The organism is Chryseobacterium sp. IT-36CA2 (assembly GCF_949767875.1).
Lineage (GTDB): Bacteria > Bacteroidota > Bacteroidia > Flavobacteriales > Weeksellaceae > Chryseobacterium.
In genome coordinates this window covers 539,723-556,425 of the sequence record NZ_CATKPG010000011.1, presented here as the reverse complement: position 1 = coordinate 556,425, position 16,703 = coordinate 539,723, and the positions used below count along the sequence as shown (strand labels likewise).

At 35.1% G+C, this 16,703-nt stretch carries 12 protein-coding genes; 4 read left to right on the top strand and 8 right to left on the bottom strand.

Annotated features, from left to right (window positions below):
- Positions 1–3: 3 nt before the first annotated feature.
- From ACM6F9_RS03320 to katG, 5 genes are all read right to left on the bottom strand, one after another.
- Positions 4–2,808 (bottom strand): hypothetical protein, encoded by a 2,805-nt coding sequence (locus ACM6F9_RS03320; RefSeq protein ID WP_414844399.1) that lies wholly within the window; start codon positions 2,806–2,808, stop codon positions 4–6.
- A gap of 4 nt (positions 2,809–2,812) precedes the next feature.
- Positions 2,813–4,360: a T9SS type A sorting domain-containing protein gene (locus ACM6F9_RS03315; protein ID WP_414844398.1), complete on the bottom strand. Its 1,548-nt coding sequence runs from the start codon at positions 4,358–4,360 to the stop codon at positions 2,813–2,815.
- A 1,057-nt stretch (positions 4,361–5,417) separates the two neighbouring features.
- Positions 5,418–6,743 carry a phage integrase SAM-like domain-containing protein gene (locus ACM6F9_RS03310; RefSeq protein WP_414844397.1) on the bottom strand — a complete coding sequence of 442 codons (1,326 nt, stop codon included), beginning with the start codon at positions 6,741–6,743 and terminating at the stop codon, positions 5,418–5,420.
- A gap of 274 nt (positions 6,744–7,017) precedes the next feature.
- Entirely contained in the window at positions 7,018–7,536 is a 519-nt protein-coding gene (locus tag ACM6F9_RS03305) for a hypothetical protein (protein ID WP_414844396.1), read from the bottom strand.
- A 140-nt stretch (positions 7,537–7,676) separates the two neighbouring features.
- Positions 7,677–9,956 (bottom strand): catalase/peroxidase HPI, encoded by a 2,280-nt coding sequence (gene katG, locus ACM6F9_RS03300; RefSeq protein WP_414844395.1) that lies wholly within the window; start codon positions 9,954–9,956, stop codon positions 7,677–7,679.
- 449 nt (positions 9,957–10,405) lie between these two features.
- On the opposite strand from katG, the gene ACM6F9_RS03295 reads away from it, so the two are divergent.
- Both ACM6F9_RS03295 and ACM6F9_RS03290 read left to right on the top strand, forming a co-directional pair.
- Complete coding sequence (locus tag ACM6F9_RS03295) at positions 10,406–10,873, top strand: heme-binding domain-containing protein (protein WP_414844394.1); 468 nt, start codon at positions 10,406–10,408, stop codon at positions 10,871–10,873.
- 4 nt (positions 10,874–10,877) lie between these two features.
- Positions 10,878–11,288, top strand: a complete 411-nt coding sequence (locus ACM6F9_RS03290; protein WP_414844393.1) for a thiol-disulfide oxidoreductase DCC family protein — start codon at positions 10,878–10,880, stop codon at positions 11,286–11,288.
- Positions 11,289–11,524: 236 nt separating this feature from the next.
- Here ACM6F9_RS03290 and ACM6F9_RS03285 read toward each other — a convergent pair whose 3' ends face one another.
- A complete protein-coding gene (locus tag ACM6F9_RS03285) occupies positions 11,525–12,964 on the bottom strand; it encodes an alpha-amylase (RefSeq protein ID WP_414844392.1) in 1,440 nt (479 codons plus the stop codon).
- 187 nt (positions 12,965–13,151) lie between these two features.
- Between ACM6F9_RS03285 and ACM6F9_RS03280 the strand changes: the two genes are divergently transcribed.
- Positions 13,152–13,820: a DUF4290 domain-containing protein gene (locus ACM6F9_RS03280; protein ID WP_414844391.1), complete on the top strand. Its 669-nt coding sequence runs from the start codon at positions 13,152–13,154 to the stop codon at positions 13,818–13,820.
- Entirely contained in the window at positions 13,820–15,127 is a 1,308-nt protein-coding gene (murA, locus tag ACM6F9_RS03275) for a UDP-N-acetylglucosamine 1-carboxyvinyltransferase (protein ID WP_414844390.1), read from the top strand. The genes ACM6F9_RS03280 and murA overlap by 1 nt, the downstream gene beginning before the upstream one ends.
- A gap of 398 nt (positions 15,128–15,525) precedes the next feature.
- Here the strand turns inward: murA and ACM6F9_RS03270 are convergent, their stop codons facing one another.
- Both ACM6F9_RS03270 and ACM6F9_RS03265 read right to left on the bottom strand, forming a co-directional pair.
- The gene (locus ACM6F9_RS03270; RefSeq protein WP_414844389.1) at positions 15,526–15,837 is read right to left on the bottom strand and encodes an NIL domain-containing protein; all 312 of its coding nucleotides are present in this window, start codon (positions 15,835–15,837) and stop codon (positions 15,526–15,528) included.
- Positions 15,838–15,996: 159 nt separating this feature from the next.
- Positions 15,997–16,671: a YiiX/YebB-like N1pC/P60 family cysteine hydrolase gene (locus tag ACM6F9_RS03265; protein ID WP_414844388.1), complete on the bottom strand. Its 675-nt coding sequence runs from the start codon at positions 16,669–16,671 to the stop codon at positions 15,997–15,999.
- Positions 16,672–16,703: the final 32 nt, after the last annotated feature.

Sequence of the window (16,703 nt, the reverse complement as noted above, 5' to 3'; positions counted from 1 at the left end):
ATATTAGTGTTTATAATTATATTGGTATTCCTGGAGTGTCTTTCCATCTGAATCCATTGTTTTTATTAATCTGTTGGCAGAATCATAAACATAGGATGTTTTTATCCCATTAGAAGACACTGAATTCGTAATACCAATCAAAGGATCATAGGTATATACCGAAACAGGCTTAGATTGTAAAGCCGGATCTTTGCGCAGATTATCCAAAGCTTGTAATAAAAGTGCTTCGTTTATTGGATTATCAGCATCTGCATTAGAGGCATTTATGGCTGCAATTACTGATGGTAAATTAGAGATTTGATTATAGTTAACTCCTGCAATCTCAGCAATAGGTAGCGTCTGATAATATCCCCATATTTTAACAGTAGGAATACCGTTTTTCCCTTTTATCTGAACCGAATTTCCTTTATTATCAAATACATCATAAGTCATTGTGGTTATCGCAGTCAAGTCTTTCATCTCAAAAGTAACTACAGAAGATGGATATAAATTATCTGCAAATTCATATTTCGCTCCACCTTTGCTAACAACATTTCCATTTATCTTGGTTTCCGTTTGAAGAGGAACGGAAAGCATATTGGCATTGATTAAACGAGTGTTAGATAGGTCTAAAGGGTATTTTATATTGGTTTCTGTGATTTTACCGTCTGGTGAAGTACTCTTTGTATAGGCAGGTTGAAAATTAGAAGTATTAAAAGTTGTTTCTGTAGTACCTTCTAAACTGCTTCCGTTAGCATAGAATGTTTTAGATGTTGTTGTGGTTGATTTTAACCAAGCACTTTTAGATTTGTAACCTCCACAAATAATATATTCCTGTACTCCAGCAATTTCATCAAGTACATACTCTGTATTTTCACTGGAAAGCTTCTGATTTTGCTGATTATACATTTCTTTTTTTGTCAAAAGGCCTGTAGAGGTAATATTATAATAAGGTTTATAGAGATTGACAGTACTTGTATAGTCATCCGGAGTCTTAAAATAATATTTACTATACCCCAGATTCCCCGAAGTTCCCTCATATATTTCTCTTACATTTTTATATAATATTGTTTCATTTAGATTTCCAGCTTCCTCATTGCATACCTCACCGGAAAACAATTTACCACTCGAGCCGCTATTATCAAATAAATCATATTGATAAGACATCGCTTTTTTTACGGTGTTATCTGCATCATAATATTTTATATTGGCAATGCGGGCTCCAGTTTTCGATTGTGCAGTATTTTTATAAGGAGCAGGCAGGTTATTGATTACATAATTTTGCATGCTTCCATTTCCATTTCCGCTGATTTGGAATGTATAAGTACCGGGGACTAAGTCATAATATTTAATATTTTCTGAGCAGCCATTAGCAACACCATTAACCTCAGTTCCTGATGATCTTAGTAATTTATAGGTTGGTGGGATAATAATATTACCATGGATATTCACGATTTCATAAACCTCATCAGTCAAAATTTTAATAAAAAATCTTTGTGATGTTGATACCTGAAATGTATAGCTTCTACTATTATTTGTATTATAATTGACCGTACCGGCAAGACTTAAATATTGTAAAGCAGGGTCCGTAATTTGATTTCTACTAAGTTGTAGATTGCTTTTATCTTCATACACTTCATTCGCTTCAAAGTTGTATACTACATATCCTCCTTCAGGTAAAGTCATTTTTTTAAGCAATCCTAATGTGTACGTTTTAGAATTAGTTTTTGCGTTGTCAGGGCACAAAAAGTTTCCGTATTCATTTAGATTTGGAGTAGCTCCATAGTTGGTTTCTGAACCTGCCTCATCATACGTAAATTGTCTTGTTTCAATAGGGTTTTGATTCCTGTCTAGTTTTTGAACTGATAACAGAGTCCTTTTTCCTTTATTGACATTAACTGGATAAGCGGAACTCGAAAAACTCCCATAATCAAGCCTGTATTTAGCAATAAGATGAGAGGATATATCCCATAAACTAAGACTTTTTATAATATAAGGGTCATCATCACTAATTCCGGTATATAGATTTTCAAAAGTGATTTTTCCATAAGAAGTCGCTATACTTTCCACCTTACAGTTCTGATATAATAAAATACTGCTATTACCTACATTTTTACTATTTTTCTGGTAATTGAAAGTAGCTATTGTAAAATTATTTTCATCAATAACTTTTGTTAAATAGAAGGCAGATTTATAATTAAATCCTTTATAACTTGTATCAAATCTTGCAATACTATAATCTTCAAACATATATTTAAATCCTTTGCTGTCTGTTATTTTAAAAGAGTTAAGGACAAGTGTCGCAGTGTTAGAATCTCTTGTGTATTCTATTTTAACATTACTTCCTGAAATATTATTCAGCGTAAAAGTATTGTTAATGGTATCTCTGACAAATTTGAACTTTCCTGAATTACCTGGTAAATCATAATAGTAAATATCATCAAATAAATTCTTTTTGTAGCTTGATTTTGTAACATCATAATTGAATTCATCGACAGATCCATTGATCACTCTTGAAATAACAGCTCCCCCTTTTAAAAGAGACCATCCAAGACCAACTTCACTAGCGGGTTTATCCTGTCCTGTATTGTAAGTATGATAGTTCAATGATGTAGCAATCTCAAAGTCTTTATTTCCAGTAGGTAATGATAATAAAGGAATTCCAATATTAGGAACACCAGTAGATAAAGAAATAGGGGTATTTACATAAGAAGAAAAAGAAGATGCCGATGGTACGGGCTGAGCTGTATCCCCATAATTCCTTTCAATCTGTGATTTTCCTAAATTAAAGGTTAGAAAAATCAGAGCTAAAATAATTTTCTTAAACATGGCTTTATTTCTTAATTAATTTGGCATTCGCCGTTTTGTTATTATCAGTTTTTATTGTCACCAGATAAGCACCCTGAATGAGTGCCTGAGTGTTAATCTTCGTCACTATGTTCTTAGTTTTAATACTTTGAAGCTGTCTTCCGCTCATATCATACAAGAGAATATCAGCCTCTTTGAAGTCAAATCCGATTTCTACATAAGCATAATCAGATACTGGATTTGGATAGATTTTGATGTCATATTTTTCAATCAACTGATCAACCTGTTTGTCTCCCAGCTTTACAATCTTCCAGTTTTCTTTGCCTAATTCTTCTGCGCTGGTTCCAGCCAGAATAATAGAACCATCTCTGTTTAATTTAAGATCTGATAATCGCTCTTCACGTTTAGAAGCCTCACCTTTTATGTGTTTACGCCATTGTTCGTTTCCGTTTGCATCTAAATATAACATCCAAAACTTTTCGTCATCCGTTTCAATCCTTCCCTCAGCCTGAGTATAGCCTCCCAGCAGAATACCTTTAGAAGATTTGTCATCTGCTGAATACAAAACACTCATTCCCATTAAAATGTCTCTGTTTTTTAAATTGTAAGATTTCTGCCACTGTTCATCCCCTCTTTCATTTAAAGAAATCAGCCATAGGTCTGTTCCTTCTTCAATACCTACTCTTTTATTTCCCGACCTGTCTGATGTGGATTCTCCACCAATGATAAATCCATTTGAAGTTAAAGCCAGGGTTCTGATATGATCATCCCCCTTTCCTCCAAAGTTCTTTTCCCATTCTACCTTTCCGTTTTTATCAAGTTTAATAATATAGAAATCTCCTTCACCGTAATTCTCCGTCTTTTTTGATCCCCAAATACCACTTCTTGAGTAAACTCCAAGCAAGGCTCCTCCGTCTTTTGTTGGAATCATTTTTTCTACTTCATCTAAACCTTTTCCACCTAGAATTAATTGTGATAATTCTTTTCCTTCTTTGTCCAGTTTTGTGATCAAGACATCTTTAGAACCGTAACCTTTTGAAGAATTTTGAACGTTGCCTGCAACAAAGAACCCTAAATCTGTTGTTTGAATCACGGCTCTTGCTTCTTCATCTGAAGAACTTCCCAACGTTTTTTGCCATAATTCATCCCCAAACTCATTGATACGGATTAACCAAATGTCTGAGCCTCCTTTAGAATTATCCTTTTTATCCAGACCTTTTCCTGAATAAGATGTTCCAGCTAACAAAAATCCACCATCCTGTGTGGTTACTGTTGCAGATAAATAATCATGATTTTGCCCTGAGAAATATTTTTCCCAGACTTCTTCTCCCTGCTGATTCAGTTTTACGAGGTGGAAATCATAACCATTGTTTTGCTTACTCGTTTGTTGTCGTTTGTCGCTCTGAATCGAGCTTCCTGTGATCAGATACTGCTGATCTATTGTAGTGGTAACCTGGCTTAAAAAATCCTGAGTAGTGGATTTGATGTCTTTTTGCCATACTACATCCTTTTCCTGAGCAGATAAACTCAAGATTGTGCATAAAGTAAATGCACAGAAATAATTTTTCTTCATAGGCTTGTGTTGTTAACGTGTCAAAAATATTATTAATGTTGGAGATATATACCCCGTAAAAACCCCATATTTCAATTATAACTTTTATGATATATTATTTTACCTAGATAGAATATGCTTTTTCATATGTTTTGTTCTTGTATTAAATTATCTTAATCTATCATATTGCAAAACTATTTCATTACAGCGACAGAACGTGTCGTATTTTATTGCAAGTGATTCCAACCTGAAACAATTTTTGTATGCTTTTTATAATATAAAGAAAGGCGCAAAGCTGAAGCCAATCCGCTAGAGAGGTACTGCGAAGAACCCACAACCAGATATGACTTACAACCCGCGCCCGTATGTGTACACGGGCGTAAGCCTACCATTTTTAGGTTGTATAGAAGATTCGCAGTTTTCTCTAGCCCAAATGATAGCTTACGCTTGTTTCGTTAAAATTATGATCGCGAAGATAAATATATTTTATATTAAATGGTAGACATTCATATCCGTATTTTCCCCATATTTTAATCTATGTTTTACTATACACTAGCTTAAATTAGATTCTATTTGATAAATATTCTCCATCAGTAGCGTAATTTACCATAATTGATATACCAAAATTTTGAGATATAATGGTAGAAAAAACGGTAATTAATCTTCTTACATATGAAGAGATAGGGGAATATGAATTCTCTAGATGTTTTTATTGTTGTTTTCCGTGCGTATGACAGATAGGGAAATTGATGGGAAGATTGTGAGTTCAGGAATCTAAATTATTAAGAAACTTTGGAATAAAAATTACTGAAGAGTATTAAATATTTAATCACCTGAAATAAAAAAATGAGACTTTTTATGGGTAAGAAAATCGGGTATTTTAAATTTAGGGTGATTGACCAGATATTACAGACTCCTGTCGAAGTTTAATTTTGTGACTCACTTTGTGGTTCACTGTGAACCACATTACATTATTTTCTTAAACATGGTACACTTAGAATATTAGCAAAAACCCAAGAAACCCACTGGGTTATTTTGGATTTTCTTGGGTTTTCAAGACTTTAATATATTTTAAAAATCAATTTGCATTTTTAATTTGCAACTCTGTCTGATTTTCCTTAATATCCAGCTTTTCCCAGTAAGAATACATCTGCTCAGAAAGTGTATTATTATCAATTCCAATATATCCTAAAAATTCTGTTTCCGTTTTATGCCCTGTTACACTCATAATAATAGCTGTAGGAATTTTAGAATAATACATAGTAGCAAAGGTTCTTCGACATATATGTGACGAAGCTAAATCATACATTGGATAATTTCCAAAAACATAATGCTTTTTAAACTCATCAAATACTCTTCCATATTCCTGACGGTCAATATCTGCCAGCTTACAGATTTTTTTTAAATTATCATTAAATATGGTCTTTGAACTTTCTAAGTTAGTTGAATATTGCGGAGGAAAATTACCATTTCTTTTATTCAAGATTTTCTTTACCTCTGTATGAATCGGAACCAAAACCGGAGTTTTCGTTTTCTTCTGGCTTAGATTAATAAATTCCTTTCCATTAATATTTACAATTTTATCGGGAGCCATTCTAAAAAGATCGGAAGCCCTTTGCCCGGTATAACAGCCAATAATTAGCCAGTCTCGAGTTTGTTCAAGCCTTTCATTAACAATTAGTAAATCCTGTATTTTTTCCAGCTCTTCTACTTTTAGATATGGAGTTGGAGTTTCCATAGTAAATCCTTTGATTTCACTCAACTGTTCATTGACTTGAATATTTTCAATCTTTGCATCTTTAAATATCGTTTTGGTATATTTTAGATATTTCCCTACGGTATTATCACTTAAATGCTGCCTTCTTAGAAAGGTAACAAATCTGTTTCCTACAGTTATATTATAATCCGAAACCTTCAGCCTCTTCTTCTCTGATTTCAAAAAATTCTGAAACTTTTCTATGATCGTTAAATGTTTCTGCTTAGTTCTTTGGGTAATCGGCTTCCCTTTGTATTTTCTAAAAGGTAAAATATCCGTTTTATAATGTTCTAAATAATTTTCTATAAAGTCCAATTGCTCAAATTTACGACCACCAGAATAGTAAGCCGCAATAATTTCATCCAGCCATTCACCATTAATAATTTCAGTTTCGGTTCTTTTTCTATACTGATCTAATATGAATGTTTCCAGTTTATTTAAAGTACTGATGAGTTCGTTTTGCTTTTGTAAGTCGTATTTTGTAAGTGCTGATCTTTGAATAATAGAGCCTTTTTTGGCATTCCAGTTTTCAGGATTGACGGTTTCACGGGTCTTACGTTTATACACTTGATTAGCTCCCATAGAAAATCTCATATAAATGGTTGAATTGGATTTCTTTGACTGAAGAATAAATTTTACCGTAGCCATTTTTGTACTATTAAAGTTTGAACAATACAAATATAACCATTTAGTCAATTTCTAGTCAATAATAAATCATTATATTCTAAATTTATTTTAATTCATTTAACTACAGTATAATTAATAAAACAATAAAATAATGATTACTAGAACATTATATATGATTAAAAATTAAGCAGAAATAAAATAGATTCAAGACAGTTAAATACTTACAGTCCCTGTGGGTCTACAAGCCATCCTTTTTTAAGGGTGGTTTTTGTTTTTATATTTCTATAAATTATATCTAGTCCTGATTTGAAATAGGAGATGATACCAGTTGTAAAGAATTAACATAATCGTTATCAAAATAAATAGCTCGTAGTTCTTTATATAAAAAAGATTCTATCAACAACCAGTTTGCGTTAGGGCTCAATAATCTCGCTTTGAATGAATGTTCTTTAACAATATCAATTTTACCAATATAACATTTATCGGGGTATCTAAGTTCAATTTGAATAAGCTCAACTTTAGATTGCATATCCGATAGTAATCTTATACTATCATCAATATTTAGTTCAACACTTTTTGCAGTAATCGCTCCTTTTAATCTCAGTATATTTTCTTTAAAATTATGATCATCCGATTTTTCAATACTTTTAACATATCTCTGACTGATCAATACAAAGCCATCTACTACATAATCTACAGGAATATATTTCAGGTAACACCAATCTTCTGAGACATCAATCAATATACCTGCAAATTCTTTTTTATTCTTTAAAGTAACCGAAACTACTTTATTGATAAGTTCTTTTGTTTTCATCCGCGTTTAAATCTTTTCCTTTAATAGCATTCAAATTTACAAACTCTAAAAAATATAAGAATTAACTGTAAAAAAATTCTACAATATGAATAAAAAAAGACAGCACAAATGCTGTCTTTTTCTATTTTCATTTTTATTTATTAAACCAGATCAAACCTATCCAGATTCATCACTTTCGTCCATGCTACAGCAAAGTCATTCACAAACTTACCTTGAGCATCAGCGCTTCCGTATACCTCAGCGATTGCTCTTAATTCAGAATTGGATCCGAAAACAAGATCTGCACGCGTTGCTGTCCATTTTGGCTGACCTGTTGAGCGGTCCGTTCCCATGTAAAGTTGTTTGTCGTCTGACATTGCTTTCCATTGCGTACCCATATCCAAAAGATTCACAAAGAAATCATTGGTAAGAGCTCCCGGGCGGCTGGTGAAAACGCCATGTTTTGAACCGTCAAAGTTGGTATCCAAAACACGCATCCCACCTATTAGCACTGTCAGTTCTGGTGCAGTAAGGGTTAATAACTGTGCTTTATCAATCAGTAAAGATTCTGTAGAAACCGTGTATTTTCTTTTCAGATAATTACGGAATCCATCAGCTGCTGGTTCCAAATATCCCATAGATTCCACATCAGTCTGTTCCTGAGAAGCATCCATTCTTCCTGGTGCAAAAGGAACTTTCACATCCTGACCTGCATTTCCTGCAGCAGACTCTACAGCAGCATTACCAGCCAATACAATTAAGTCTGCCAATGATATTTTCTTACCTCCGTTTTGAGAATCATTGAACTCTTTTTGAATTCCTTCCAATACTCCCAATACTTTGTTTAGCTGTGAAGGATTATTCACTTCCCAGCTTCTTTGAGGCTCCAGTCTTATTCTCGCTCCGTTAGCACCACCACGCTTATCACTTCCTCTGAAGGTAGAAGCAGAAGCCCAAGCTGTAGTTACAAGTTCAGCGTTGCTTAATCCTGAGTTTAAAACTTTTGATTTTAATGCCTCTACATCATTTCCGTCAACCAGTTCATGATTTACTTCAGGAATAGGATCCTGCCAGATTAGTTCTTCCTGTGGCACATCCGATCCTAAATAACGGGCACGTGGTCCCATATCTCTGTGCGTCAGTTTAAACCATGCTCTTGAAAAAGCATCGGCAAACGCATCAGGGTTTTCATAAAAATGTCTTGAAATTTTTTCGTAAACAGGATCCAGTCTCAATGACAGGTCTGTTGTAAGCATCGTTGGTTTATGCTTTTTAGAAGAATCGAATGCATCAGGAATAATATCAGCTCCATCTTTTGCTACCCATTGGTGAGCTCCGGCAGGGCTTTTCGTTAGTTCCCATTCATTTTCGAAAAGATTTTTAAAGAAATAATTACTCCACTGAGTCGGAGTTTCAGTCCAGGTTACTTCCAGACCGCTGGAAATAGCATCTCTTCCACTTCCTGATTTATAGGTACTTGCCCATCCAAGTCCCTGTTGTTCAATTCCTGCACCTTCAGGTTCTTTGCCTACATGATCTGCGGGACCTGCGCCATGGGTTTTACCGAAAGTATGCCCTCCTGCTATCAGAGCCACTGTTTCTTCGTCATTCATTGCCATACGGCCGAAAGTATCACGGATATCTTTGGCTGCAGCAATAGGATCTGGATTTCCGTCCGGACCTTCAGGGTTTACATAGATAAGCCCCATCTGTACAGCTGCCAGCGGATTTTCAAGATTTCTTGAATGAATATCTCCGTCTGCGTTATCATCAGTAGGAAGAACTGCGGAATGTCCCTCTGGTACTCCTTCCGAACCGTGAGCATAACGTAAATCACCTCCCAGCCATGTTTTCTCTGATCCCCAGTATATATCGGAATCCGGTTCCCAAACATCTGCACGTCCTCCTGCAAACCCGAATGTTTTAAAGCCCATTGATTCAAGAGCAATATTTCCGGTAAGGATCAAAAGGTCTGCCCATGAAATGTTTCTTCCATATTTTTGTTTGATCGGCCACAATAATCTTCTTGCTTTATCAAGACTTACGTTATCCGGCCAGCTGTTTAATGGTGCGAAACGCTGCTGTCCTGCTCCTGCTCCACCTCTTCCGTCACCTACACGATACGTGCCCGCACTGTGCCATGCCATACGGATAAACAGAGGCCCATAATGACCAAAGTCTGCCGGCCACCAGTCTTGTGAATCTGTCATTAATGCATGAAGATCCTTTTTTACAGCTTCCAGATCCAGGCTTTCAAAAGCTTTAGCATAATCAAAATCCTTATCCATAGGATCAGAAAGGGAAGAATGCTGGCGCAGAAGATCTACTCTAAGCTGATCTGGCCACCAATCAGAATTTTGAGTTCCGCCACCTGCTACACTCTTCTTCATCGTTCCATTATGAAACGGGCATTTACTGATGTCATTCAAATCGTTTTCCATTGTCGTTTATTTTATTTTTATATTGATTAATACAGTTTAAATTCTCTGTTGTAAGAACAAGACAAACCTACAACGTTTGATCGATAAATACAATCTATTAATTTTTATTTCAACGATAGTTAAAAACTATAAATAGGTTTTTCCGACAGCTTTTCGGCTAAGACATAATTGTGGTATTAAGTTAGTAATTTTTCAAATTAACTTCAATAAAAACAGCAGTATACAGTGCAATTTAGAATTACTCAACGTAAGAATTTGAGAAGGAAGGAAGCTCGATATTGAAGGAAGGAAGTTTTTATAATCGCCGAAGAAATATTCATTTAATATTGATCTAAATTTAAGAAAATCATTATTTCAAGAACTTCCAGCCTCCCTCACCCAGCTTCCTGCTTTATCTCACTAAAAATAAATTAACTACCTTTATATGTATCAAATATGAAACACCTGCTATGAAAAAAATAATTGTTATCATTCTTGTTGCATTTATCATCATCCAGTTTTTTCCGATCGATAAAACGAATCCACCACCTACACCCGGCATGGATTTTCTGAAGATAAAAAATACTCCGGAGAAAATTGCCCGTACCCTGAAAACTTCATGTTATGATTGCCATTCCAATGAAACAAAGTATCCATGGTATGCCAATATCTCCCCTACTGCGTGGTGGGTAAAAAATCATATTGATGAAGGCAGAAAACATCTTAATTTTTCTACCTTTGCAGTATATGAACCTCAAAGACAGATTCATAAACTGGAAGAATGTATAGAAATGGTTGAGAAGAAAGAAATGCCGCTTGAGTCTTATTATTTAGGACACCAAGACGCCAAATTGTCTGATGAACAGCGTGCAGATCTTGTTCAATATTTCAAAAAAGTAAAAGAAGATACTGAAAGAGGAATCATGTTTAATAAATAAAGTCATGGAAAGCTGGGAAAATAAACATATTGTTTTTTTTGATGGAGATTGCGGAGTTTGTAATTTCTGGGTGCAATGGATTTTGGAGAAGGATAAGAAAGACCAATTCATGTTTGCTTCTCTTCAGTCTGACTTTGGACAGCAGTTTTTATCTCAAAGAGGCCTGGAAACAAATGTATTTAATACCATGTATCTGTGGAAACCGGGACGCTATTATCAGATCAAATCAAGGGCAGTATTGGAAATCGCCAACTTATTGGGAGGAGTTTATAAACTTTCCTTTGTTGGGAAAATCCTGCCTTCATTTTTAAGTGACAAAGTGTATGATATCATTTCCAGAAACAGAATGAAACTGGCCAATCAAAAATGTTATCTACCGGATCAGCATCAGAAGAAAAAATTTATCCAGGTGTAATTATTCTTACACCGTTTCATTTAACTTATAAAAAATATCATTCCGTAAGAGTTTCCTACGGAATGACAAATAAGATGTATGGTTGTTTTTGTTTAATATTTAATGTTTAATGTTTAATGTTTAATGTTTAATGTTTAATGTTTAATGTTTAATGGAAGTTAAACTGAAGAACAGTCTCTTACCAGCTTAATCAATTATCATTCATCAATTATCATTCATTACCCATTGCTCATTACTTATAAATTCAGCGACCATACAGAATAAGAATTCGGCGGGCATTGGATTTTCACCCATTTATCACCCTGAGTGGTTGGATACCAGCTTGAATTTCCTGTAAAATCTTTGATCTGCTGGCTGCTCCAGTTGGTTTCTATCCATCTTTCCTGCCAGTTTGAGGAGGTGTTGATGTATACAACAAGCCCTGGATTACCGTTATAACCGTTACGTCTTGCAATATATTCATCATTATCGGTATACAGGATAGAGGTTGTTCCGGTAGCTTTATTGTTGTGAATCCAGATCAGATTGTTTAGTCTTTCCTTATTCAGCCATTCTTCATAGTCTCTGTAAAAAATGGTTGGATAGCCTTCATGGGTTAATATATAGGCATATGCCGGCATTTTATTGTAAATAATATCAGTATCATGATTGGCTACAAAAGTAACGGCTTTGTACGGATTTCTTTTCCACATCATATCATCATTCAAAGCGTTTAAGTTTCCGTTATCAAAAGCTTCGTCCATTTTATAATAAGCGGCAAAATCAAATACGGAACTGTTGGCATTATTTGCCCACCACTCCAATGTATTGACATTGGAATCCCATAACTCTCCTACAGAAAATCCTCCTACCTTAGAATTCCAGGTATTGACTACCCAGGGACCAAAACCTTTAACGTAATCAAACCTCCAGCCATCAAATTTCATCACATTCTTATAATACTTTGCCACAGAATCATCCCTTCCCCAAAGCCAGTCTTGCACATGAGGGTTAGCATGAGACAGATCCGGAAAACCACCAAAAGCTCCTTCGTCATTATTTCCGTAAGCATTTTTGTAAAAATCATTGTAATTTCTCTGAAATTTCCCGGATGCTACTCCTGAGAAATCAGTCCATGTATTCGTCCCGGTAAAAGGATTGGCTTCAGATTGTCCACCACTATTATGATTGATCACAATATCTGCATATACCTGCATATTTTCAGTATGTGCTTTTGTAATCAAAGCTTCCAGTTCGGTTCTGGATCCGAAACGGGTTTCTACACTTCCATTTTGGTTAAAATCTCCAAAATCATAATAGTCAGTAGGATCATACCCCATAGAATAGGCTCCATTCTGCGCTTTTGAAGCGGGAGGTAACCATACGGCACCAATTCCGGCATCAGACCATGCTGTCAGCTTATCTTTAACAGTATTCCACCAGTTGCCCCCGTCCGGAACATCCCAGTAAAAGCCCTGCATCAGAACTCCACCTCCAGGACCGGATACAAATTTACCCTGCATAGATCCGGATTCATTTCCGGTACTGAAAGGCCGCCCGTCATGGTGGGTTACATTGACTGTTTTGTTATGAACCTCTTCCTGCTTGGAGGGTTCAGTGATTAATTCATCACTAGTACGGCATGAGCTTACTAATGCTAAAGCCAGTAGTGAAAGGAAAAAGTTAGTTTTTTTCATCGTAATAATTAATTATCATTCTATTAAACAATATACAATTTTATTGAAAACAAATTCAAACCAACGGGAAATAATTTAATTTTCCACAAAAAATCAAGAAGAAAGGCATTTAAATATTTCATTAAAAAATCATAAATTTTTAAGATTCTCGAAGTCATTTTTCTTTTAATGCATATATTTGCATACTATGGAATACAATACCCAAAAAACTCAGCTTCATATGCCGGAATATGGCAGAATTATACAACAGTTGGTTGAGCGCTGCAAAGAACTTCCTACCAAAGAGGAAAGGAACGAAATGGCTATGGCAATCATCGATTTTATGGGTCAGAGAAACCCACAACTTCGCGACGAGGAAAATTATAAACATAAACTTTGGGACCATCTTTATATTCTTGCTAATCATGATCTGGATGTAGACTCACCTTATCCGTTCCCGACCATGGAACAACTAGCAGAAAAACCTAAAAGAATGGAATATCCAAAACTTCAGGGTGACTTTAAGTTTTACGGAAAAAGTATTCTTCAATTGATAGAAAAAGCAATAGAACTGGAAATGGGTGACGAAAAAGAAGCCCTTATCGAAGTGATTGCCAACAATATGAAGAAATCTTACAATGTCTATAATAAAGAACATGTGACGGATGATGTAATTTTCCGCCACCTGAAAGAACTGTCTGAAAACAGGTTGGATCTTACTGGAATTGATTCTCTTGAGAAAAGTAAAATCTATTACACCAGCAATAATAACAACCGAAATAATAACAATAACAACAACAGGAATAATAACAATAAAAATAATAATAACCAGCCTAATAAGAGAAGGCATAATAACAATCATAAAAACAGAAAATAATGAGTGGAACATTTCAAATAAGAGGAGGAAAAAAACTGCAGGGTGAAATAACTCCACAAGGAGCCAAGAATGAGGCTCTACAAATTTTATGTGCGGTTCTCCTGACTGACGAAGAAGTAAGAATAAAAAATATTCCGGATATCCATGATGTCAATAGACTGATTGAAATTCTTGGGGATTTTGGAGTAAAAATTACTAAAAACGGACAAGGAGATTATACTTTCAAGGCAGATCAGGTTAATTTTGATTATATTAAATCTAACGAGTTCAAAAAAGACGGAGCAAAATTACGTGGATCCATTATGCTGATGGGCCCGATGCTTGCCCGTTACGGAGAAGCTTATATGCCAACTCCGGGAGGTGATAAAATCGGAAGAAGAAGATTAGACACCCACTTCCAGGGACTTGTAGAATTAGGTGCTGAATTCAATTATGATGAAGAGGAATATTTCTATTCTTTAAAAGCTAAAGAATTAAGAGGAAAATTCATTTTATTGGAAGAAGCTTCTGTTACCGGAACGGCTAATATTGTAATGGCAGCAGCTCTGGCAAAAGGAAAAACAAGAATCTACAACGCTGCCTGCGAACCTTATCTTCAGCAATTATGCAAAATGCTGAACAGAATGGGAGCTAATATCTCAGGGATCGGGTCCAACCTTCTTACCATTGAAGGGGTTGACTACCTTAGAGGAACAGAGCACACGATGCTTCCGGATATGGTAGAAATCGGATCATGGATTGGTCTTGCAGCCATGACAAAATCTGAAATCACCATTAAAAATGTAAACTGGAACCAGCTTGGTGTGATCCCAAATACATTCAGAAAATTAGGAATTGAGCTTGAGCAAAGCGGTGATGATATCTACATTCCGGCTCAGGAACATTATAAAATCCAGAAATTTATTGATGGTTCTATCCTGACTATTTCGGATGCGCCATGGCCAGGATTTACACCGGACTTATTATCTATTATCCTAGTGGTAGCTACTCAGGCAAAAGGAAGTATTCTTGTTCATCAGAAAATGTTTGAATCCAGGTTATTCTTTGTAGATAAATTAATCGATATGGGGGCTCAGATCATTTTATGTGATCCGCACAGAGCTACAGTAATCGGATTGAACCAGGAAGCTCCTTTAAGAGGAACAACTATGGTTTCCCCAGATATCAGAGCTGGAAATGCACTTCTTATTGCCGCACTTTCTGCAGAAGGAAAATCTATTATCCACAATATCGAGCAGATCGACAGAGGATATGAAAATATTGATGGAAGGCTGAAAGCAATCGGTGCAGACATCGAAAGAATTTAAAATTATTTATTGACCTAATCCTTTTAATAATAGCTTCGACAGGCTCAGCCTGACAACGCCTAAAAATTCAGTTGGTATTCGAGCTGTCACCCTGAGCCTGTCGAAGGGTTATCAATAAGAAATCCTTTGTTAATTATTAATCTCGGGTATTAATAAAAGGAATAAGTCAATAATTTTATTAAAAAGCGTTCAGAATATTCTGAACGCTTTTTTGTTTACCTCTGTGTTATTTTTTTACCACCCCGTCAAAAATTCTTTGAATTTTTGCCACCCCTCCAGAGGAGGGGAATTTTGTCCCGGTTAACGATTGATCTTTTTATCTGTTTTAGTACAAAAAATAAAAAGTGCCCGGTAAAATAACCGGACACTTTGAGTAATTAAAACTATATGAATCTCACTTAAAAATAGCTTCTGCAGGTATATTCTACCGTCGTATTGATAAGTTTATTTTTATTCAGATAGATCTCAAGCTGATGGAAATCTTCTGAATTGACATTAATATATAACTGTACTGAACCAAAACTGTATCCATTTACATATTCTACATTAGCAGATAACACTCTATGACAGATGCCTAATTGATTATAGATGGTATTCATCAAATGTTCAAATTTCATTTTGCCATTCAACTCTATTTCCAGTAATAATTCTTTTTTAGGCAGGCTTATTTTATTTTGCAAAACCTGCAGGCCGGGATTAGGTGTAATCATTGCTAAACATTTTTTGGTTAAACATTGTCAGATCATAGTGCGCTCTGCATTTAAATCTGTCACAAAAATATAAAAAAATATTAGTCCACCAAATTAGTAGACTAATATTTTTAAAAATTTAACCTAAAAAAAGAAGCTTGTTCAGCTTCTTGCAATATTTTAAAAATTCCCTACTCTTTCAAGTTTATCAGAACCAGCAAGTCCGTTTGGGTTACAACCCGGCTCTCCTTCAGGGACTTTGAGATTTTTTTTGTGGTAAAATTCTTCCCAGAATGTATTCGTTTTTCCTGTCTTTGGATCTATAAACGTCATCGGCTCCAATTTGAAAATATTTTCCGCCCGAAAAGCTCTCTCCACAAAATCAGAACAGTAATATGAGTGTTCATCCAAAATATAATTGAAATTATAAGGTTTCCCCAACATCGAATTCGCCTTTTTAACAGCATCAGGAATTGCTTTCTGATATTCCGATTTTAATCGATAAATGATCACCTCCTGCCCTTCTTTTTTCTGATCTTTAATAAAATCATTCAAATCCTGCTTTTGGGAACCGCCTTTAGGAGCAGCATGTAGAACAAACATTCTGTTCCCATCTTGTTCCAAAATTCCTATATGATCAAATGACGCTGCCTTTTGTTTTTGAGTTACATTATTGATTGCTCCGGAAAGCCCGGATTCCTTGGCAGTAACAAAAAGAAGATCTCCATTTTTGAGTTTTAGATTGCTTGGACAAGCGTGACTACATTGAACCAATAAAACTATTAAAAAGGATAAAATCCCTATAACTGCAATCTCTTTGATTCTTTTGCTAAAAAATATTTTAAATTCAGACATTCTATTATACTTTCAGTGCCAAAATTACAAAA